The organism is Paenibacillus sp. JT22N12, assembly GCF_056269365.1.
Window position 1 is genome coordinate 259,498 of the sequence record NZ_JBWDNU010000004.1, and the last position, 21,525, is coordinate 281,022.

The following is a 21,525-nucleotide window of genomic DNA, read 5'->3' on the forward strand; positions in this document are numbered from 1 at the left end:
TTGGAAAACGCTTCGCGTCTTCAGGCGCGAGCCGCGGTTCGGGAAACTCCCGCGTTATCAAAACTAGGAGGCTGTATGGGGCATGTTTAATTTTTCTTGGGGAGTTTTGTTTGTCCTTGTCAATTTCTCGATGTTCCTGCTCTGCTACCGCATGTTCGGCAAGAATGGACTGTATGCCTGGGTAGGTGTGGCAACGGTGCTCGCCAATATTCAGGTGGTGAAGACAATTGATCTGTTCGGCCTGACCACGACGCTGGGCAACACGATGTACGGTACGATTTACCTGACAACGGATCTGCTGAATGAGAAATACGGACAGAAGGATGCAAAAAGGGCGGTCTGGTTCGGCTTTTTCTTCATGATCATGTCAATGGTTGTGATGCAGATGGCATTGATCTTCAAGGCCCAGGAAGGCGACCTCGGTCAGGAGCCGCTGAAAGTTATCTTCGGCCTGCTGCCCATGATCGCGCTTGGCAGCTTATGCGCCTATTTCACCAGCCAGTTCCTCGATGTGCGGATCTATTCGTTCCTCAAGCGGGTATTTCCGAGGCCGGGCCAGCTGTGGATCCGCAATAACGGGAGCACAGGCATCAGCCAGCTGGTGGATTCACTCATCTTCTGCGCGATTGCCTTCGGCGGCGAATATCCGTTTGAAGTGTGGCTGGAGATTTTATTGACGACCTACCTGATTAAATTCGTTATTTCCGCAGCGTCGACGCCGGTCTTATATATCGCGAGAAGCCTCAAGGTTCCTTCATCATAAAAATGTTCCGTCCAGGCGCTGCCGCATTATGCGGTTGGCGCTTTTTTTGGTTTCTCTCCTTTGACCCGCTGTTTGCCCGGTCTGTGCCGGCAGCATTGAATTATTCGAAGCGGCAGGTTTAAGTTGAGAGGAATACAGTCATATTTATAAGTGACGGCGTTTTCGGGAGGGGTGGGGAATTGAAGCTTGAACAACTGATTTTGGCGGGAGTCTGGATCGTCTGCATTCCTGTTCTGCTGCTATTCCCGCGCGAGCGCTACCGGGAGGTTATACTGCTGTTCCTATTCAATCAAACTTTCACTTGGCTGCTCAGCCTGATTGTTACAGAGCTTGGCGCCGTAAGCAATCCGGTAAGGGAATTTCCCCGGGCGCTGGCAGCCAACTTCAGCTTCAACTTTGTGTTTTATCCAACGACTGCCGTGTTCTTCGTCTGCTTCTATCCGTTGCGGGGCATATGGAAAAAGCTGGCCTATACTGTGGCGTACGTAGGGGTATCATGTCTGTTTGTTTACATTGTCGCCCGGTATACGTTATTAATCCGTTTTGACCATTTTCCATGGATATGGAGAGCGTTTATCTATCTGGCCGGATTTTTTGCGACCCTCAAATATTATCAATGGTTTTACCGGCTGCCCGCAAAAGGAGGCCTCCACGATGGGGATCGGAGCTGAGCATTATATACTTATGGCGATTAATTCCTCATGCATCATCGCCTTTCTTTTGGTGCCGCAGGAGAGGCGTAGGGAGGCGCACATTATTTTTTTGTTCCACCAGTTTATTACCTGGATACTGGGTATAATGGCAGTAGAATGGGGGCTGCTGGCTTACCCGGTCAGAGAATTTCCCATGGCCAACCATACCAGCTTTACGTTCGAATATATAGCATATCCGGTCATTTCCGTCTATTTCATTCTGTTTTACCCAGCAGGCTCCCGGGCTTCCATGCAGACAGCCTATTACATGGGCAGCTCTATGGCTATCGTCCTGCCGGAGCTATGGTTCAAGTACCATACACAGCTCATTGTGTACCTGCATTGGCAGTGGTATTGGACATGGATAAGCGTGACGGGGACATTCTGGATTACCCGTATGTTCTATTTGTGGTTCTGCCGCACATCCGTTACGGGCAAGCGCAGGATTGTCTTCAAGACGGAAGAGTCCGTTCTGCGCGAATCCGACAAATAAATTTCATGATGCAGCCCGTTTTGCTGAAGCTCCTGTTCGGTCATAAAAGCATGCATCCGAGCTATTGACGCCGGCTCCTCGCTGTACGGGCCAATGTGCAGCATTTGAACGCAGCTTCCTTCCGCCAATGCCTCAGCTTCCAGTTCCATTCCACGCGGGGGACCGAAGCCGCAGGCAGATCGGAATCAAACCACCACAGCCCTTCAAGCTTGGCGACCGTAAAGTCCCGGGCTTCTTTCTTGCAGATGGCTTTAATGCCGTAAGCGCCTTGTATAATGCCTCGACCGCCTGGCTGAAAACCTCACCTCCCGGTTCTCCTCTTCCCGTAAAGGTCAAATAGCTAATGTCCCCCAGCTCTATAAGCTGCGGCGTCTTTCCTGCGCAGTAATAGGTTTTGTCCGCTTTCGTCTAATCAAGCTTATCCATCATGTTATGTTCCCTCCTGAAAATGTCTGTCCAGGTCAGGATACTCCATCTCCCCTGTCAGAAGCACTCAGTGGATAAAGAACGGATTGCGGCGGGCCTGCGGAAGTTCTGTCACCCGCAAGCTTGGCGGCAGTCGCGGGGGAGGCCGTGTAGACGGCAAGCTTCATTCCCGTAACTGTTGTGACTTGAAATGCCGCATAATCAAATTCCAGATCGCCAAGCTCGGGGTGGTTGAATTCCTTATGGCAATCCGGCATTTCCATCACTTGATGCTCCGACCAGAAGCGGACAAAGTCCGGGCTTGCCTCCTCCAGATCATGCTTCAATTCTTCAAACCAGGGATCGCCAGGATATAAAGCGTAATCTGCGCGGAACTGGGCTACCAGTCCTTGAGCCATCTTGGACCAGTTCGGATTCTTCATCAGCTCCGGCATGGCGAAAGCGCGCCACAGCATATTTCGCGAATGGGGTCCCGGTATTTGCGTCAGGTTGAAAACGGTCTCCGCCGCCCGGTTCCAGTGAAGCAGATCCCATCTCCTTCCCATTACATAAGCAGGGTGGGGCTGCAGGGAGCGGAGCATTCGCTCCAGAGCAGGTCCCGCCTGTTCGGCTGGAAATGGCGGATTGATAGTTAACGGTTCCCGGGATAATGTGAACAGATGCTGCTGTTCGGCACGAGTCAGACGAAGCGCTTGAGCCAGGCTGTTAAGCACTTGAACGGAGGGCTGAATATTTCTTCCCTGCTCCAGGGCGGTATACCAGGAAACCCCGATATGCGCAAGCTCGGCAACCTCCTCGCGCCGGAGTCCCGGTGTCCGTCTGCGCGTACTCTCGGGCAGGCCGACGTCCGCCGGCGTCAGCCTCGCACGGCTCATACGCAGGAAATCGGCGAGCGCCAAACGCCTCTCCTCATCCTTCTGCAAATTCTCGTTCATGATCAGAAGCCCCTCCTTATCCTGACACTCGGCATCCTACGATAACGGGCATGTGGATGCCTCTTCAGGTATGCATCATACTTGGTATTGTATCAATTCGCGGGCAGCTATGAAAATAGACCCCGGTTGGAGCGAAGCATAAGAAAACGCCAAGAAAGAGGGAGAAACCATGCATATACTTGTTACAGGAGCGACGGGGCGCGTGGGAAGCAGGCTCATTCGCAGATTGCTGGAACGCGGGGATAAGGTGCGCATGCTTGTCCGCAGCCGGCAGACCGCACAACCGCTGCAGGAGCTGGGAGCGGAAGTGGCGGTGGGAGATCTGCAGCAGCCGGATACCTTGTCTGACGCGGTTAGGGATGTGGAGGCCGTCATTCATCTGGCCGCCTTCTTCCGGGGAGCATCGGAGGCGGAAATGAAGGCTGTCAACACAGCCGGGACGATTGCTCTGGCTCGTGCCGCTGTACAAGCCGGGGTGAAGCGATTTGTATTCGCCAGCACGAATCTGGTGTACGAAGGTCTGGAAGGGCGCGCCCTGCGTGAAGATGACAGGCTCGCCCCGGCGTTTCCCTATCCGGCAAGCAAAATAGAGGCGGAACAGGCGCTTATGGAGCTGCATCGTACGCATGGGCTGGGGCTGCGTATCATACGGCTGGCATTCGTTTACGGCGATGGGGATCCGCATCTGGAGGAAGGCATGAGATGGTTCGGGCAATGGCATCCGGCGAAACGGATTCATATGATCCATCATGCAGATGCGGCGCAGGCGATGATGCTTGCTGCCGACAGGACAGGCATTGATGGCCGTATCTATAATGCCGCCGACCTGGAGCCGGCTGCCGCCGCTGACATTATTGCACTCTTGGGGAAAAAGCTTGACGAGGGCGCCTATGAGCGGACGCTTGAGCGCCCTTGGGAACATATTGTCGATATTTCCTGCATTCAGAGCGAGCTCGGCTATATGCCGGTGTTTCCATCCCTGGCCAAGGCCGCAGAAGCCGGCGTGCTTTGAGGCATGCGGAGCAGCCCTTGTTATGGAGTTAGAGGGTTCGCATCATAAAAAGTGAAGATCATGAAGGATTAACACTATAAACCCGCCGCTGCGCATGCATTGGCGGGTTTATGCTGTTAATTGAAGCTTGTTTCGCCTCTGATCCCTCAATTCCCGCTGCGAAGCCGTAGACAACGCAACAGCTTTATACTAATATATGAGTTATAAAAGAACATTATATGTTATTTTTAAACATTATAAGGAGCTGGTAATGATGTCGGTAACCCCGCGCTTGAACAGAATGTTCAGCAGACAAGGGAAATGCCTTGATGTTGCAATCGATCATGGGTTTTTTAACGAGTTTTCTTTTTTATCGGGCATCGAGAATATGAAGCAGGCGATCGGGACGATTGTGGAAGCGAGTCCGGATTGCATCCAGCTCAGCACCGGGCAGGCGCGCCTGCTTCAGACCATCCCCGGCAAGCAGAAGCCCGGACTTGTGCTTCGCACGGATGCGGCGAATATTTATGGCTCGGAGCTGCCGGACTTTCTGTTCAGCGAGCTGATCGACCGCGCGATCGAACAGGCAGTCCGCCTGGACGCGGTTGCCGTATGCGTGAATCTGCTGCTGCTTCCCAATCAGCCTGAGCTTCATCATCAATGCGTGAGGAACATCGCCCTGCTGAAAACCGAAAGCGAGAAATATGGCATGCCGCTCATGGTTGAACCGCTCGTCATGCTGCCGAATGAGCAAAAAGGCGGCTACATGGTGGACGGCGACATCCGCAAAATTATGGCGCTTGTACGTCAGGGCGTCGAGCTCGGCGCCGATGTGATCAAAGCCGATCCATGCGACGATGTCTCCGAATACCATCGTGTCATTGAGGTGGCATCCGGCGTTCCGGTGCTGGTACGCGGCGGGGGCAGAGCGAGCGACGAGGAAATCGTGAGCCGGACTGTGGAGCTGATGAATCAGGGCGCGTCGGGAATCGTATACGGCCGCAATGTGATCCAGCACCCGAACCCGGCGGGGATGACCAATGCGCTGATGGCGATTGTGCATCACGGGGCTTCGGCTGAGACCGCACTTGATTTGCTGAAGGGAGAAGGGCAATAATGGGAAAAAAGCGAATACGCTTCGGCGTCATCGGATGCGGCCTGATGGGCAAGGAGTTCGCAAGCGCAGCTGCGCGCTGGTGCCATCTCGCGGATGTCGATTTTCAGCCGAGCATTGTGGCGGTATGCGATGCCAATCCTGCCGCAACGGAGTGGTTCACCGAGCAGGTGCCTAGCGTAAAATCCGCGTATTCCGACTATAAAGAGCTGCTGGCTGACGAATCAGTGGACGCCGTCTACTGCGCTGTTCCGCATAATCTGCATGCGCAAATTTACGTGGATATTATCCGGGCAGGCAAGCATCTGCTCGGCGAAAAACCGTTCGGCATCGATGCGGAGGCGAATGCCCTGATCGCGCAGGCGCTGCGCGACAATCCCGGCGTTATCGTCCGCTGCTCCTCGGAATTTCCGTTCTTCCCAGGCGCACAGCAAATTGTGCAGTGGGTGAATGAGAACCGGTTCGGCCGGATCATTGAAGTGGAAGCCGGCTTCTGGCATTCCAGCGACCTTGACCCCACCAAGGTGATCAATTGGAAGCGGAGAATTGCAACCAATGGGGAGTATGGCTGCATGGGCGATCTCGGCATGCATGTGCTGCATCTGCCGATCCGTTTTGGCTGGAAGCCTGCCAATGTACGGGCGCTGCTGTCCAAGATTGTGGAAGAGCGCCCCGACGGCCGGGGCGGCCAAGCGGCCTGCGAGACTTGGGATAATGCCATTCTGGCCTGTGAAGTCGAAACGGCGGATCAGAAGTTCCCGATGGTGCTGTCCACCAAGCGCATTGCGCCCGGCCACGCGAATACCTGGTTCATCCGTATTCAGGGGACGGAATTCTCCGCTGAATTCTCGACGAAGAATCCGAAGCAAGTGGCTTCGCTTCCTTACTCCCCAGGAGGCGTGCAGGCATGGCATGTCGCTGACGCGCCGTACAAATCCGCTTACGGCACAATAACAGGCGGGATCTTCGAATTCGGCTTCTCCGATTCCATCCTGCAAATGTGGGCGGCGTTCTGCGATGAGCTGACCGGCGGCTCTCAGATGAAGCAGCCCTTCCACTGCGCAACGCCGGAAGAAGCGGCGGGAAGCCATCGCGTGTTCACCGCGGCGCTGGAGTCGCAGCGTACCGGACAAACGGTCGCGATTGATTGGAGGGATTAATTTGAGCAGGCCAGCGGCTGAGGTTGTTGTTGCAGGGCATATTTGCCTGGACCTGATTCCTGCCCTGCATGCCAAGGACAGCAGCATTCTCGTACCCGGCAAGCTGGTCGATGTCGGACCGGCTGTCATATCGACAGGAGGGGCTGTTTCCAACACCGGACTCGCGCTGCACCGGCTTGGCGTCGCTACCCGACTGATGGGCAAAATCGGCGATGACTGGTTCGGCAAAGCCATTCTGGAGGTGCTGTCCGGCTACGGCTCTGAGTTGACGGAAGGAATGATCCGCTCCGAGGGCGGCCACAGCTCCTATTCGATCGTCATCAGTCCGCCCGGCGTGGACCGTACCTTCCTGCACTGCACGGGTACGAACGATACGTTCGAAGCGGCAGATGTAAGGGCCGAGGCGCTGCAGGGCGCCCGAATGTTTCATTTCGGCTATCCGCCCCTGATGCGCAGCATGTACAGCAACGGCGGCGGGCAGCTTGCCGGGCTTCTGTCCCGGGTCAAAGCGGAAGGCCTGACGGTTTCCCTCGATATGGCGAAGCCCGATCCGGATTCCGACGCGGGCAAAGCCGACTGGCAGGCGATATTGGCGCTTGCGCTGCCCCATGTGGACGTGTTCCTCCCGAGCTTCGAGGAAATCCTCTACATGCTGCGGCGGGATACCTACGGGCAGTTCGAAAGCGATAACAGCACGGGAGATCTGCTTGGTTATGCGGACGGCGGGCTGCTCTCGTCGCTGGCGGACGAGATGCTGGGCATGGGCACGGCCGTCGCCGCTATCAAGCTAGGCGAGCATGGGCTGTATGTGAAGACGACCGGGGATGCCGGGAGGCTTGCCGCCATGGGCAGATGCGGTCCGGATACGGATAGTCTGAAGGACTGGCTGGGCCGCGAGCTCCTGGCGCCCTGCTATGCCGTGAAGGCAGCGGGCACGACTGGGGCGGGCGATTGCACGATTGCCGGTTTTCTGACCGCCATGGTCAAGGGATTATCCCTTGAAGAGGCGCTTCGCAGCGCCGTCGGCGTCGGGGCCTGCAATGTTGAGCAGCCCGATGCGACAAGCGGCATCCCGCCGTGGGAAGCGGTGCGCGGACGCATCGAGGCAGGCTGGGAGCAGCGGGACGTCACTTTGATGCTCCCGGGATGGCATTATGATGCGCCAAAGGGCGTGTGGTCGAAATAAGCGGTTTATCTTCAAACTGGCCCGCGCCTGGCCGGATTGTGGTGCAGGCTTCATAACCTGCGCTTCTCCCGGTATGCGTTTGGGAAACAGACTGGCGAATGACGATTCTCGGGTAACATCTTGCAGGTTTGAGCGATATCATTGAGGGAGGTCATCAGTTTATGTTGAGAAGCGAAGTGAGGCAAGCGCAGCAGCGTGCGGCTGCGATGTTCGCAGAGGCAGGCATTACCCTTGCGCCGGAGGAGGAAGCTGGAATTGAAGTTGCGGGTTTTGGACTCGGCCAGCTGGAAACGCAGGGCCTCGAGCTTGTTACTTATGTGAATACAGACCGCTACTGCGCCAAGGAGCTTGTGTTATTTCCGCGGCAGACCTGCCCGGAGCATATTCACCCCCCCATTAACGGGGAGCCGGGGAAAATGGAGACCTTCCGCTGCCGCTGGGGCAAGGTTTTCCTTTATGTGGAAGGCGAGCCTTCGAAGAATATATCGGCCATAGTACCGCTCGGCAGCAGCCCGTATTATACGGTTTTTCACGAGGTGGAGCTGAATCCGGGCGAGCAGTATACGATTGCCCCGGGCACCAAGCATTGGTTTCAGGGGGGGAATGAAGGTGCGATCGTATCTGAATTTTCCAGCACCAGCCGGGACGAATACGATATCTTCACCGATCCGGCGATTCAACGGATGCCCGTCATTACGGAAGACGAAGCCTGATTGCATCCAGGGAAGCGGTATCGGCCCGAACCGCGGGCAGTTGCCGGCGGTAGACGTCAGGCTTGCATGACGGCGGTCTGTTACGCTTGAAATCCGGTTCCGAACGTACTTTGAGAGGATGGGCTCGAATGCATTTATACGGAAGAAGCTGGACCCGCCGGGAGCTGGAAGCGCGTGTTGGAAGCATCAGCCAGATCGGCGGAGTACGGCGGATGCAGCTGACGGAAGGCAAGGAGAGGGATGTCGAAGCCATCCAGGTGCGGACTGGCGCCGGTCTGACTTACTACGTCATTCCCTCCAAGGGACTTGATATATCGCTTGCCGAGCTTGGGGGAACGCCGGTCAGCTGGCAGTCTCCCAATGGGGATATTCATCCGGCGTATTATGAAGCGGAAGGCACTGGATGGCTGCGCACCGCTTCCGGCGGATTGCTGATGACCTGCGGTCTTGCCCATGTGGGCTCGCCGGCCGAAGACAGCGGAGGAAGATACGGCCTGCACGGCCGGGTTCATCATACCCCGGCCAGTCAGGTCAATGCGGCCGCCGTCTGGAACGAAGACGAGCTGGATTTGATCGTTTCCGGAACCGTGGAGGAGACGGCCATATTCGGCACGAAGCTCCGGCTGGTCCGCACCATCACCAGCAGATTGGGGCAGAACCGGATCGCCATTGAGGACCGGGTGGAAAATGCCGGCTTCGCCAGCTGTCCGCATATGATGCTGTACCATTTCAATTTCGGCTTCCCGCTGCTTGGCGAAGGGACGCATATCGCGTTTCCCGAGGCAGAAGTGATACCCGTCACCCCGGGCGTGCCGGTTGAAGGCTATGACCGTTGGGAGAAGCCCGATCCGGCTGCAGCCGAACATGTGTATGAGCATATTCTGGCGGAGGACGCGGCGGATAGCCAGGGGATGGCGAAAGCCGTGATTCATTGCCCGGCTTTCCCCGTCGGGGCAGGGTCTCAGCCGATAAGCGCAAGCTTGCGCTGGTCGGTGGACTCGCTGCCCCGCCTGCTGCAGTGGCGGATGCCCGGGGCGGGCGAGCATGTGCTGGGACTGGAGCCGGCCAACTGTACGGTGGACGGTGTGCGCGGCCCAGGCTGTTACCGCGAGCTTGAACCAGGTGAGTCGGTCCTTTACAAGCTGGAGTTGAACCTTGCCTGGAAATCGTGAATAATAGATAAAAATCAGACAAAGCCGTTTGGCGGGAGGACCGCATACGATGAGCATCACGCTTAATGATCGTCAGCAGCAAATATTGGAGCGGTTGAACGCTGAAGGCGAAGTGAAAATCGCCGAGCTCAGGGAAGCATTCGCTGTGACGGAAATGACCATCCGCAGGGATCTCGAGAAGCTGGAAGCGGCCGGACATGCGAAGCGCACCTTTGGCGGGGCCATTGTGTTCGGCAATGACATTGCGCTGCAGGAACGCGCAGGCTATATGACCGAGGAGAAGCGCCGGATCGGAAAACGGGCAGCCGAACGGGTTCTGCCCGGCGAGTCGGTCTTTATCGACGGCGGTTCCACAACGCTGCAGGTGGCTCGCTATCTGAAGTCCGCCGCCGGCATTACGGTCGTGACCAACGCCCTCAATGTGGCGGCCGAGCTTACAGGCAAGCAAATTCCGGTGATTGTCACCGGAGGAACGCTGCTTGATGCGACGGCATCGCTGGTTGGCCCTATCGCTGCCGGGACGGTGGCCGGCATGGCGTTCGACCGCGCTTTTCTGGGGACAAGCGGCGTCAGTCTGCTTCATGGCTTCAGCAATTCCAATATGTACGAAGCGGAAATCAAGAAGCTTGCGATCAGGCAATCCGCAGAGGTGAATGTGGTGCTCGACCACAGCAAATTCGGGGAGAAGGAATTGGTATCCTTCGCGGCTTTTACCGAAGTGCACCGCATTATTACCGACGAGCTGCCGCAAGGAGAACTGGCCGGTGTTTTTCAAGAGGCCGGTGTGGAGATCATGCTGGGCTGATCGTGCGGATATGTGGTCGGACAGCCGTCATGCACCGCCACAGGGATGTTAGGACATTATGGGGCGGCAGGACCGAGAAAGACCATGGAAGCGATAGGCTTCTATGGTCTTTTTTTTAAACGATCAGAAAAGGATGTCTCATCCTTTTCTGACGTTTTGGGGAAAATAGCGTTGCCGCCAAGCACGGCGACAGCCGGTTCTTCTTAAAATATAATAGTGTATAAAACTCCTCCATACTTTTCTTCCCTTAATAAGGGGAGAAACTCCCTCTGCAGCCAAAAGGACGGCGACGGCCATTTCTTCTTGCATACCCGGCTCAAATCGGGGCAGTTATGATCACCTTAAGTACTGGCGGCATTGAGGAGCCGATGCAGTAAGATTTTTCCTTGCTGGAGAGTCCGGCCGGCGGCGGATATATGCTGTTAGCAGGAAATTCCCGCTTGGAGATTGTTTCGAGTGGCGGGTTATGAGATATCTGGCTGGTAGTAAGGTTTTACCTCGCTGGAGCGTCCGATCAACGAGCAGATTCACACTCCAGGCCGGAATTTCCTGCTTAGAGGCCACTTCGTCGGGCAGTATCGGACGACGGGCACCGAGGCTCCCTTGGATTCATGTTCCCGCATGAGCTGACAATCAACAACAGAAATCACTGCTGAGTAAGGTACGGCTTTTTCATCATAGAATGAAAAGTTCAGATTCCCGGATTCTGTTCCTCCATAAAAATAAATATCATTCAGGCTCCTTTCAGAGGTGCTATTACAAATAAGGATAATAGTTACAAAGGAGGTGGAATCATACACTCGAACAGACTGCTGTATTTCCGTTTAATATTTTATCCAATAGTTATTGTACTATCTTGTTTCATTGTTATTGGATCTCCTTTTCTCTTCGTGAAGATTATTCAGTTATTTCTTATTGTAGTTGTTTCAGGCACTCTCGGGGCTTTAATAAGAGAACTGTTCTACCGGAAGGAACAGTCGAAGGCAATCCCGCAGGGACTGACTGAAGAAGAACATACAGATTCCTAAAATAAGGCCTGTCTCGTACTGCTGCCTTTTATGCGCTTGCAAAATATGTTAAAAGACTACAATGAATTGATTTTGGTTGTCCTGCGCTTTAAACTTATAGTAGAGCGACCTCCTGGATGGGTTTTTGAGGCAATGACCTCGTACTTAAGTCCCATCGTAACGAGGCGCTCGTTTGTTTGCCCAAGTGATAATCACAGCAGAATACCGCAATCTTTGAGCTGCCGCGTACCCGTGACGTATGACCGCTGCTTGCCGCCGAAAAAAATTTATTAAACCGCATGTCGATCCGTTCGTCTTTCGTTCGTCGTCTATATAGAGGCAGGTTAAACCGCCCGAATCGGGTGGTACAGCAGGCTTTAGCAAAAATAAGAGGAGGCATACCACGTATGCGATTTATGATGATCGTCAAAGCCACAAAGGATTCAGAAGCCGGCGTAATGCCGAGCGAAGAGCTGTTCGAAGCGATGATGCGGTATAACGAGGAACTGGTAAAGGCCGGCGTGCTGCTTGCTGCCGATGGTCTGCATCCGAGCTCAAGCGCAATCCGGATCTCTTATCCGGAGCCGGGCGGCAAGCCAAAGGTGCTGGACGGACCGTTCACCGAGGCGAAGGAGATGATCGCCGGTTACACGCTGATTGAGGTCAAATCGAGGGAAGAAGCCATTGAATGGGCGATGCGCATGCCGGATCCTCACGGCTTCGGCGAGGGACAGATCGAGCTTCGCCAAGTATTCGAGGGCCCGGAGCTGACGGAAAATCCGGAGCTGCTGGCGGATCATGATGCGCTGCGTGAGGAAATGGAGAGGCGCAGCAGGCCGTGACGCACTCCGCTTCCCACCGGACAATCGATGCTGTATGGCGTATTGAATCGCCGAAGCTTATCGCGGGGTTGACCCGAATGGTGCGCGACGTGGGACTCGCCGAGGATCTCGCGCAGGATGCGCTCGTCATCGCTCTCGAACGGTGGCCGGATTCCGGAATACCGGACAACCCCGGCGCCTGGCTTATGGCTGCTTCCAAGCGGCGGGCGATCGACTTTTTGCGAAGGAGCAAGCTGCGCGACCGGAAATATGAGGAGGTCGGACGCAGCGCCGATTTATACACAGAAGATGATCTGGAAGCTGCGATGGACGGGGAGATCGGCGACGATCTCCTGCGTCTCATTTTTATGACCTGCCATCCGGTTCTGTCCCGCGAGGCTCGGATTGCTCTGACGCTTCGCCTTCTGGGCGGGCTTACAACCGATGAAATTGCACGAGCCTTCTTCGCCGCTGAACCGACCATCGCGCAGCGGATCGTCCGCGCAAAGCGGACGCTTCGGGAAGCCGGGGCTGTATTCGAAGTTCCATCCGGCAGTGAGCTCAAGGAACGTCTTGCGACGGTGCTGGAGGTCATCTATCTTCTGTTCAACGAAGGCTATGCGGCAACGTCGGGAAGCAGCTGGATACGCCCGCTGCTCTGCCAGGAAGCGCTGAGATTGGGGCGCGTCCTTGCGGAATTTGCGCCAGCGGAGCCGGAGGTTCACGGCCTGGTTGCCCTCATGGAAATTCAATCGTCGCGGTTCAAAACCCGGGTAAGCCCCACAGGCGAGCCGGTTTTGCTTATGGACCAGAACCGGGCGCTGTGGGATCAACTGCTGATCCGCCGCGGCTTGGCTGCGCTCAAGCGTGCCCAGACGCTCGACCGCCCGCTCGGCCCGTATGCGCTGCAGGCAGCGATATCCGCATGCCATGCCAGAGCGCGTACTGCCGGGGAGACCGATTGGGCGCGAATTGCCGCGCTCTATGAAGCGCTGTCGCGGGTGATGCCGTCGCCGGTGGTCGAGCTGAACCGTGCGGTGGCCATTGCGATGGCGTTCGGGCCGGCATTCGGCCTTCAGCTCGTTGACGAGCTGACTTCCGAGCCGGCATTAAAGGAATACCACTTACTGCCGAGCGTTCGGGGCGATCTCCTGGTCAAGCTGGGGCGCCGGGAGGAAGCGAGGGATGAGTTTGAGCGCGCGGCATCGCTGACGAGAAATGAACGCGAGCGCGAGCTGCTGCTTAGGCGTGCCGCTGAATGCGAATCGGGAGGATAATGGGAGGAGGAATACTTATGAGATTTATCCTGATGACGAGAGCGACCAGACACTCGGAGGCGGGTGTCCGGCCAAGCCGCGAAAGCATCGATGCAATGAACGCCTATCACGAAGAGCTGGAGAAGGCCGGCGTGCTGCTGGCTGCCGAGCGGCTGTATCCGAGCTCAAGCGGACTGCGAATGTCGTTTTCCAGGCCCGGCGGCCAACCCTCCGTAACCTCGGGGCCTTTGGCAGAGGTGAACGAGCTGGTGGCGGGATTTACGCTCATCGAAGTGAAATCCGAAGAGGAAGCGATTGAATGGGCTTTGCGTGTCCCGGATCCTCACGGCTATGGCGAGGGTGTAATCGAGCTGCGCCAGCTCCTTGACCGCCGGACGCCGGCACAGGATCCGAGAATGCGGGTCCTGGAGGACGAGCTGCACAGCCAGATCGACATGCTGAAAAAAAGTTAAAACATTATTTTTCCGGTTTTGTCGATTTTACGGTCTTCCATTCGTTGTGTAGATAGGAGACGGATTTCTGTAGGTAAACCACTCTTTAACTACATTAGTGAAAGCGGCTGATTACCCTGCGGTAAGAAATATTGACACATTACATCTTGCAGAGGAGAGTCTTAAATGAACCAGGAAGTAACGGATTTTATAGAAGCGGTGAAGGAGCCGTGGCAGGGGCAGCTATGCGCCAGCCTGCGCGAGGTTGTGCACGGGGCGATTCCGGATGTTCATGAGCGGATTCAGTATAAGAAGCCCCATTTCTTGAAAAACGGCAAATATGCGGCTGTCATCTCGACGTCGAAGGACGCGGTAAGCTTCACGATCTTCAACACGGCGGAGCTTGCGCTTCCTGCGGGCTTCGACGGGCCGCCGGAGAGGAAAACGATCAAGCTGCGGCAGGGGCAAACGATCGATGCCGAGATGCTGTCCTCCCTGGTCAGCCAGGCGTCGTCGACGTTATAAATATTTTGATGAGCCGGTTATCTGATGTGGAATCAAGATGAGCGTCAAATAGCTCCCACCTGGCGGCGGGAGCATATGCTGCTGTTGCCGTTTTCTTCATTTGGCAATCAGCCGGAATCGAAGCTGAGCAGGGTATGAACGGTTCAAGCGGTTACGGATTCCGTGCAATCAGCAGCTGACCTTTCTTACGGCCGGCTGCGCTCGCGCGATGCGCCTCCGCAATTCCCTCGGCGCTGAATGGAAAAATTCGCTCAATGTGCACCTTCAGATTTTGTTCCTGGACATTGCGCATAAGGGATGACCAATCGTTGTTGTTCGGCTCTGGGCGGACAAACTGGGCTTCGATGCCGCGAATGCGCGGATTCCCGCTGATTGACGGGGATACGAGGGATAGAAGCTTTCCTCCATCCTTCAATACCGTGTAGCTTTTCCGCTCCGTTTCTCCGCCGTCTCTCACCATATCGAGCACGATATCTACCGGGCTGACAGCTTCTGCAAAATCGGTTGTGACGTAATCGATCACCTCATCAGCCCCCAACTGCCGTACAAATTCTTGATTGTCGCCACGCGCCGTGGCAATCACGTAAGCCCCGTGCTGCTTGGCCAGTTGAACGGCAATATGACCCACAGCCCCAGCGCCTGCGTGAATCAGAATGCGCTGTCCCGGCTGCAGCTCGCCGTACTGAAACAATGACTGCCATGCGGTCAACCCGACAGCCGGTAACGCGGCGGTTTCCTCGAACGAAAGCATAGACGGGATAACTGCGAGTCCCCTCTCATCCACTGCCGCATAATCCGCATAGCCTCCGCCGGCTGCAGTCAGCCCTATGACACGGTCGCCCTGCTTCACATGCTTAACCTTCTCTCCGACTTCTCTCACCACGCCGGCGATTTCAATACCAAGAACATGCGGAAACCGGAGGGGAATGATATTCCGGAACGCCCCTGAGAGGATAAGATGGTCCCCGGAATTGACCGTCGTTACGTACATTTCCACAAGCGCCTCCGTTTCTTTCAACTCCGGCTTGGCTGTTTCCTGTTCCTGCAGAAACTCGGGAGTCCCGTAATCGACCATAACGACCGCTTTCATATTGCTTCCTCCTATTCTGATCTAACAATAGAGAATACGTCTTTATCCGATAGTCATCCATGCTCCAGTGAGCTTAAATTGACCTCGGTTTTATGGAGAAGTATACTTTAGTAAAACATTTAGCCCAAGTGTAAAACTACACCTGAGCCCGAATGAGGGGGGAAAGTCGTGCATGGAAACCGGAGCCCGCAGCATAAATGGCTGAAAGCCGCATTGGGAGAAATCGAAACGCTTCGTATGAAGCGCCAGCGTCAATATGCCGATCAATCCCATCCTTCGTTAAAACGATTCACGCAGCAGGAGCTGAACGACGAGGCCTGCCTGACGTATAAAAACCTGCTGGTTGGACGTTCGCACAGATTGCCGGATCGTCAAACGATGCTTCGTATTGCCGAATATCTTGAATGCACGTCCGATGAGCGCAATGATCTGCTCGCAGCTGCCGGATATCTTCCGATCCTGCCCGAAATGGCGGGAAGATCCCTGGAGCTTGCTCTGGAGCAGGCGCATCAATTGATGGCAAATTTATCTCTTCCAGCCATGATCGTAACCCCGACGTTGGATATCAAGGAGTTTAATGAACCATTCCGCGATTTATTTGATATCCCCCGCGATTTATTTTATGAGAACCGCATGAATCTAATCGATTTTCATTTCAATTCCGATCTCCCCATACGGGCTCGCTCCACTTACGATGCAGCATCGTTTGAACAGTGGGAATCGCATGCCATCAACGGGATACAAGCTTTCAAGAGGAACCATCTGCTTTCCCGACACGATGACTGGTATCAAAGATTGATTCGAAAATTCCATCAATACGGCGATACCGATAAGTATTGGAATATGGAGCCGAAGACTCCGGAACACCAAGAAAACCACTCCAGAAACATATTAGCCAGAACGGAAAGCGCAGGCGGGTTAGTTCCGATCCGTTACAGGCAAGTCTTTCTTTCCGCCGGCAGCAGCATGTATCCAGGAATTGGAGTTTTCCTGCCGGTTGACGAACCGGCGCGTCAAGCGTTTGCCCGCTTAGGTTGTCCTGCCGTGTGATGTTTCGATTCGAAGAGGGCTGAAGCTGCTTTTTATCTTAAATTGTTCTCCAAGCGCGCGTCCGATCAGGATGCTTTTTTTGTCGATGCTAAAATGAGCAGTCCTCACGCAGCATGGACGGGCAGTTTACGGCCGCCCTGCAGGGGTAAAATATAATCATTAGTTGGAATGTGCGCGGACAACAATAAGAATGCAGGGGGATTGTTGCAGATGAATGAAGCCTTCGGCAGACCCGGGGAGCGTCCGACCTGGACGACAGGGGCCAAATCCGGTGTGGGTACCGCGGCAAGTCCCGAATCGCTGGTATGGTTCACTTTTTCGCAAGGGATAATGAATGAGGTTTATTATCCGCAGGTCGATACGGCAAATATAAAAGATACGCAGTTCGTGGTTGCGGGAGATGGATTTTTCTCTGAGGAGAAGTCGGGTACCAGGCATAAAATGGAGCGGTTGGATCTGTGGGCGCCCGCTTTCCGGATTACGAACACCTGCCTCTCGGGACGGTATGAGATTACCAAGGATGTGATCACGGATCCTTCCCGAAATACGCTGATTCAGCAGGTCCGCTTCATTCCCCTGGAGGGAAAGCTTGCGGATTATTCGCTGTTCGCGTTGACCTCCCCGCATATAGGAAATCAGGGTTACCACAATGACGCGCGGATCGGCGAATATCGGGGTAATCCTCTGCTGCTGGCTTCCTGCGGCTCCATCACGCTTGCCGTTATGTGCTCCTCCGGCTTCAGCAAACGCTCGGTCGGATATGCCGGTACCTCCGACGGCTGGCAGGATATCGCCGCAAACTATAGAATGACGAATGAGTTTGATTCGGCCCCGGACGGCAATGTTGTGCTCACAGGACAGATCGATTTGCCGGAGGATGGGATGTTTACGCTTGTTTTCGGCTTCGGGAAGACGGAGGAGGAAGCGGCAGGCCAGGCCTATGCCACGATAGAGGCAGGCTATGAGAACTGCTACACGGCCTATGTGGATCAGTGGAAAAAACGAACGGAGTCTATTCGTAATTTATCCGTCTGTACGGGGGATGACGGGGCATTATTCCGTTCGAGCGTTCAAGTGCTGCTGAGCCACCAGGACAAGCTCCATCCCGGCGGGACGATCGCTTCGCTGTCCTTCCCATGGGGGGAGACAAGCACGGCGGACGGGCAAACGGGCGGTTACCATCTGGTATGGCCGCGGGATTTGGTACAGACGGCAACGGGCCATCTGGCGATTGACGATGTGGAGAGCGCCCGGGCGATCCTGCTCTACCTGGCCGGAATTCAGCAGGAATGCGGGGGCTGGCATCAGAACAACTGGATTGACGGACGCCCTTTCTGGGACGGCATTCAGCTGGATGAGACGGCTTTTCCGGTTATTCTCGCCTGGCGGCTGAGTGAACGAAATGCGCTGGAGGGCTTCGACCCTTGGCCGATGGTGTTCAAAGCAGCGGCTTTTCTGATCCGGCAGGGGCCGGTGACCGGGCAGGAGCGGTGGGAAGAGGACGGCGGGTATTCCCCTTCGACGCTTGCGGCCATGATCACGGCGCTGATCTGCGCTGCCGATCTGGCTGATGCCAGAGGCGAACGGGAGCATTCCGTCTATCTGACAGAGGTTGCAGATTGGTGGGCGAGCAATCTGGATGCGTGGACCTATACGACGAACAGCCTGCTCGATCCGGAGCTGCCTGCTCATTACGAGCGGCTGAACACGGTTGTGGTCGGCAATCCGGATCACGATAGTCCCCATCAAGGCAAAATCCCGATCCGCAATCTGGCGCCGGATGTGCAGAGCGAGTTCCCGGTGGATGATGTGGTGGATGCGGGATTCCTGCAGTTGGTCGATTACGGCATACGCCCGCCCCATGATCCGCATATCCTGAAATCTGTGCAGGTGGTGGATAAGGTAATTAAAGTGGAGCTGCCCGCCGGGCCGAGCTGGTACCGGTATAATCATGACGGCTACGGCGAGCATGAGAACGGTGATCCCTTCCAGGGCTACGGGGTCGGACAGGCATGGCCCCTGCTTACGGGAGAACGGGCGCACTATGAATTGGCAGCGGGAAACAAAGCGGAGGCGGAGCGTCTGGCGCGCGCCCTTGAGGATTTCGCCGCCGGTAATAAGCTGCTGCCCGAACAGCTGTGGACCCTTCCGGACATTCCGGACAAGGGACTGCACAGGGGCAGGCCGACTGGCTCCGCTATGCCGCTGGTATGGGCTCATGCGGAATATCTCAACCTGCTGCGGAGTCTGCAGGATGATCAATTATTCGACCGCGTGCCGATCGTTGCCGAGCGTTATAAGGACGGGCCGCCTGCGCTGCGCAACGTCTGGCGCTTCAATCATAAGGTCAGCTCGACGAATGTGGGCGAGCCTCTGCGGATCGAGGTTCTGGCTCAGGCGCGCATTCACTGGAGCATGGATAATTGGCATACCGTACATGATGATGAGATGCGGGGCAGCGGGTTCGGGACTTATTGGTTTGATATCCCCTTATCCGCCAGCGACAAGCTGACGGGCGTGGAGTTCACTTTCTACTGGACGGACTCCCGGACCTGGGAGAACGCGGATTTTACGATATGGATCAGGCATCCTTTGGCGGAGAATCGTTAAGACGATTCTCCGCCCTGCCCTTCATCGTCAGGATGAAGCCCCTGAAAATTAGTCGACCCCCGCTGATTAATCAGCGGGGGTCATTTGCATTAGTCGCTTAGCCTGCGCCGTCAAACCGATCGATCGATTCAGCGGAGCGCATATGCGATGTATATAATAGCGTAACATTTAGTGGTCTTCGATTCACTTGCACGAAAACAACGAAAGCCCTTACCTCTCAGTCGTCCTTGCGGTTCCAATGACCGCGCCAGTTTGAATCCGTGTTCCTTAAAGCAGCCGTGATAAAAGGAATGTGTTAACTGGATGGGAGGATAACCATCTTAACTAAAACTAAATCGGGGAAAACCATGAGGTTACACTACATATAGATTTATAATATATCACATTCTATTAATAATGTCAAATTCCATTCAAAGAAATTCGCTTCCTCCTGACCGCACTGCTTCCCTCCCTGATGAATCCGACCCGTATGACATTTGTCATGCGCAAGACATTACATTCGTGAATACCTGCCGGCATCACGTCTTGGTAAGATGAAATCAACAAAGAGGCCGCAGCACAAGGCCTGCTGCAAACAAGGAATAAGGGGTGGGAGTCCATGACAGCAGCCATTCAGCTGGATCAGGTGACGAAGATTTATAAAGGGAAGAAAGCAGTCGACGGGTTATCCTTGACGATTGAGAAAGGCAGCGTAGTGGCGCTTCTTGGCCCCAACGGCGCAGGCAAGACAACAACGGTCTCCATGATACTTGGCCTCCATCAGCCGACCAGCGGCAGTGTCAAGCTGCTTGGGGGAGATCCCCGGGACCCGCGGATCCGCGACCAGATCGGCGCGATGCTGCAGGATGTCAGCGTCATCGATAATCTGAAAGTGTATGAAACGATAGAGCTGTTCCGTCATTATTACGAGAAGCCGCTGCCGCTTGAGCAGCTGCTGCGGATTTCCGGCCTAGAGGAGGAGAAGAACAAGATGGCCACGGCGCTCTCCGGCGGACAGCAGCGCCGGCTCGGCTTCGCGCTGGCTGTAGCAGGCGATCCTGAGGTGCTGTTTCTCGACGAACCGACAGTCGGGATGGATGTCTCCTCGCGCCAGCTCTTCTGGGATACGATTCGCGCCATGGCGGGAAGAGGCCGGACTATTGTGCTGACGACCCATTATCTCGAGGAAGCGGACAGTGTAGCCGACCGGATTGTGGTCATCAATAACGGGAAGCTGATCGCCGATGGCACGCCAAGCGAGATCAAGGCGGAAACAACTGGCCGTGTGATAACGTTCACTGCCGGAGCCTCCGTCACCCCGGATTCGCTGGCGGCAATGCCGGGAGTCACGGATATCCAGTGGAGCGGACGGAAGGTCAGACTGTTCAGCGGCAATACGGACCGATTGATCGCCGCCCTTGTAGAGAAACGGATCGATATGCGAGATATTGAAATTGCCAGCGGCGGACTTGAGGATGCTTTTCAGGCGCTTGTTCAGCAAACCACCCAACGATAGGAGAGATTGATAATGAAAAACACAAGTATGCGGGCAACGTGGGCGCAGTGCAAAGCGGAGCTGATTCGCACGGCACGGAATAAACGGTTTGTTTTCTTCTCGGTCATCATGCCGGTAGCTTTCTTCTTTATCTTCACCAGTGCGATGGGAAGCGATACAACGGTCGGAGGTGTGGATTTCAGCTCGTACTATCTCATGTCCATGACGGTATACGGGGTTATCGGGGCAAGCCTCATGTCCTTTTCCCAGCGGATCTCCAAGGAGCGCTCTCAAGGATGGATCAGATTGCTGCATATTACGCCTCTGCCCTCATGGTCCTATATCTTCTCCAAGGTGGCGGCACAGGCGTTCATTAATCTGATTATTATTTCCATGATGTTCATCATCGGCGGGATTGCCAAGGGCATCGATTTATCCCCGGCCGTCTGGATCGAAAGCGGTCTGTGGATATGGATCGGCGGCTTTTCCTTCATGGCGCTTGGCACGCTGCTGGGCACGATCAAGAATGCGGATGTCGTACAGGTGATCAGCATGATCGTGTATATGGGGCTTTCGGTGCTGGGCGGTCTGTGGATGCCGACCTCCACGATGTCGGCAGAGCTGCAGAATCTGGCCCGATTCACGCCGACCTTCCGGCTTGGCCAGGGAGCCTGGAATCTGGTGGCCGGAGGTTCCCTGGACTGGAGCGGTATCCTGATATTGGCAGCGTATGTGCTGGTATTTATGGTATTATCCTCTTATATCATTAAAAAACGGGAAGCGGTGTAAT

At 55.3% G+C, this 21,525-nt stretch carries 21 protein-coding genes; 18 read left to right on the plus strand and 3 right to left on the minus strand.

All coding sequences use genetic code 11. From position 1 onward, the window contains the following. Positions 1–82 precede the first annotated feature (82 nt). The 3 genes from AC0YOA_RS16780 to AC0YOA_RS16790 all read left to right on the plus strand — a co-directional run bounded on the left by AC0YOA_RS16780 (position 83) and on the right by AC0YOA_RS16790 (position 1,948). Complete coding sequence (locus AC0YOA_RS16780) at positions 83–763, plus strand: queuosine precursor transporter (RefSeq protein WP_475787558.1); 681 nt, start codon at positions 83–85, stop codon at positions 761–763. Positions 764–942: 179 nt separating this feature from the next. After that, positions 943–1,434 (plus strand): CBO0543 family protein, encoded by a 492-nt coding sequence (locus tag AC0YOA_RS16785; RefSeq protein WP_475787559.1) that lies wholly within the window; start codon positions 943–945, stop codon positions 1,432–1,434. Next, positions 1,418–1,948 (plus strand): CBO0543 family protein, encoded by a 531-nt coding sequence (locus tag AC0YOA_RS16790; protein WP_475787560.1) that lies wholly within the window; start codon positions 1,418–1,420, stop codon positions 1,946–1,948. Before AC0YOA_RS16785 ends, AC0YOA_RS16790 begins: the two co-directional genes overlap by 17 nt. Here the strand turns inward: AC0YOA_RS16790 and AC0YOA_RS16795 are convergent. Then, positions 1,858–2,097, minus strand: coding sequence for a GyrI-like domain-containing protein (locus AC0YOA_RS16795; RefSeq protein ID WP_475787561.1), 240 nt, complete (start codon positions 2,095–2,097; stop codon positions 1,858–1,860). The genes AC0YOA_RS16790 and AC0YOA_RS16795 overlap by 91 nt on opposite strands. A 312-nt stretch (positions 2,098–2,409) precedes the next feature. Continuing rightward, positions 2,410–3,309, minus strand: a complete 900-nt coding sequence (locus AC0YOA_RS16800) for a helix-turn-helix transcriptional regulator (RefSeq protein WP_475787562.1) — start codon at positions 3,307–3,309, stop codon at positions 2,410–2,412. Between the two features lie 169 nt (positions 3,310–3,478). On the opposite strand from AC0YOA_RS16800, the gene AC0YOA_RS16805 reads away from it, so the two are divergent. The 11 genes from AC0YOA_RS16805 (at position 3,479) to AC0YOA_RS16855 (ending at position 14,511) form a co-directional block, all read left to right on the plus strand. After that, positions 3,479–4,321, plus strand: coding sequence for an NAD-dependent epimerase/dehydratase family protein (locus AC0YOA_RS16805; RefSeq protein WP_475787563.1), 843 nt, complete (start codon positions 3,479–3,481; stop codon positions 4,319–4,321). Positions 4,322–4,571: 250 nt separating this feature from the next. Beyond that, a complete protein-coding gene (locus AC0YOA_RS16810; RefSeq protein WP_475787564.1) occupies positions 4,572–5,417 on the plus strand; it encodes a class I fructose-bisphosphate aldolase in 846 nt (281 codons plus the stop codon). Further along, positions 5,417–6,574, plus strand: a complete 1,158-nt coding sequence (locus tag AC0YOA_RS16815) for a Gfo/Idh/MocA family protein (protein WP_475787565.1) — start codon at positions 5,417–5,419, stop codon at positions 6,572–6,574. The genes AC0YOA_RS16810 and AC0YOA_RS16815 overlap by 1 nt, the downstream gene beginning before the upstream one ends. A gap of 1 nt (position 6,575) precedes the next feature. After that, complete coding sequence (locus tag AC0YOA_RS16820; protein ID WP_475787566.1) at positions 6,576–7,760, plus strand: carbohydrate kinase family protein; 1,185 nt, start codon at positions 6,576–6,578, stop codon at positions 7,758–7,760. Between the two features lie 161 nt (positions 7,761–7,921). Then, positions 7,922–8,473, plus strand: coding sequence for a D-lyxose/D-mannose family sugar isomerase (locus tag AC0YOA_RS16825; protein ID WP_475787567.1), 552 nt, complete (start codon positions 7,922–7,924; stop codon positions 8,471–8,473). A gap of 128 nt (positions 8,474–8,601) precedes the next feature. After that, a complete protein-coding gene (locus AC0YOA_RS16830; RefSeq protein ID WP_475787568.1) occupies positions 8,602–9,645 on the plus strand; it encodes a DUF4432 family protein in 1,044 nt (347 codons plus the stop codon). Positions 9,646–9,694: 49 nt separating this feature from the next. Next, entirely contained in the window at positions 9,695–10,450 is a 756-nt protein-coding gene (locus tag AC0YOA_RS16835) for a DeoR/GlpR family DNA-binding transcription regulator (RefSeq protein ID WP_475787569.1), read from the plus strand. A gap of 1,414 nt (positions 10,451–11,864) precedes the next feature. Further along, positions 11,865–12,299: a YciI family protein gene (locus tag AC0YOA_RS16840; RefSeq protein ID WP_475787570.1), complete on the plus strand. Its 435-nt coding sequence runs from the start codon at positions 11,865–11,867 to the stop codon at positions 12,297–12,299. Continuing rightward, positions 12,296–13,555: an RNA polymerase sigma factor gene (locus AC0YOA_RS16845; protein WP_475787571.1), complete on the plus strand. Its 1,260-nt coding sequence runs from the start codon at positions 12,296–12,298 to the stop codon at positions 13,553–13,555. Before AC0YOA_RS16840 ends, AC0YOA_RS16845 begins: the two co-directional genes overlap by 4 nt. A 17-nt stretch (positions 13,556–13,572) precedes the next feature. Continuing rightward, the gene (locus AC0YOA_RS16850; protein ID WP_475787572.1) at positions 13,573–14,007 is read left to right on the plus strand and encodes a YciI family protein; all 435 of its coding nucleotides are present in this window, start codon (positions 13,573–13,575) and stop codon (positions 14,005–14,007) included. 165 nt (positions 14,008–14,172) lie between these two features. Beyond that, positions 14,173–14,511, plus strand: coding sequence for a DUF1801 domain-containing protein (locus AC0YOA_RS16855; protein ID WP_475769706.1), 339 nt, complete (start codon positions 14,173–14,175; stop codon positions 14,509–14,511). Positions 14,512–14,662: 151 nt separating this feature from the next. On the opposite strand, the gene AC0YOA_RS16860 is transcribed toward AC0YOA_RS16855, so the two are convergent. Beyond that, positions 14,663–15,601 carry an NADP-dependent oxidoreductase gene (locus AC0YOA_RS16860; RefSeq protein WP_475787573.1) on the minus strand — a complete coding sequence of 313 codons (939 nt, stop codon included), beginning with the start codon at positions 15,599–15,601 and terminating at the stop codon, positions 14,663–14,665. 237 nt (positions 15,602–15,838) lie between these two features. Here AC0YOA_RS16860 and AC0YOA_RS16865 point away from each other — a divergent pair, with 237 nt between their 5' ends. The 4 genes from AC0YOA_RS16865 to AC0YOA_RS16880 all read left to right on the plus strand — a co-directional run bounded on the left by AC0YOA_RS16865 (position 15,839) and on the right by AC0YOA_RS16880 (position 21,524). Next, the gene (locus AC0YOA_RS16865; RefSeq protein ID WP_475787969.1) at positions 15,839–16,651 is read left to right on the plus strand and encodes an MmyB family transcriptional regulator; all 813 of its coding nucleotides are present in this window, start codon (positions 15,839–15,841) and stop codon (positions 16,649–16,651) included. A 210-nt stretch (positions 16,652–16,861) separates the two neighbouring features. Further along, positions 16,862–19,261, plus strand: a complete 2,400-nt coding sequence (locus AC0YOA_RS16870; RefSeq protein WP_475787574.1) for a glycoside hydrolase family 15 protein — start codon at positions 16,862–16,864, stop codon at positions 19,259–19,261. A gap of 598 nt (positions 19,262–19,859) precedes the next feature. Further along, positions 19,860–20,756, plus strand: coding sequence for an ABC transporter ATP-binding protein (locus AC0YOA_RS16875; RefSeq protein ID WP_475787575.1), 897 nt, complete (start codon positions 19,860–19,862; stop codon positions 20,754–20,756). Positions 20,757–20,768: 12 nt separating this feature from the next. Further along, on the plus strand, positions 20,769–21,524 hold the full coding sequence (locus tag AC0YOA_RS16880) for an ABC transporter permease (RefSeq protein WP_475787576.1): 756 nt from the start codon (positions 20,769–20,771) through the stop codon (positions 21,522–21,524). Position 21,525 lies beyond the last annotated feature (1 nt).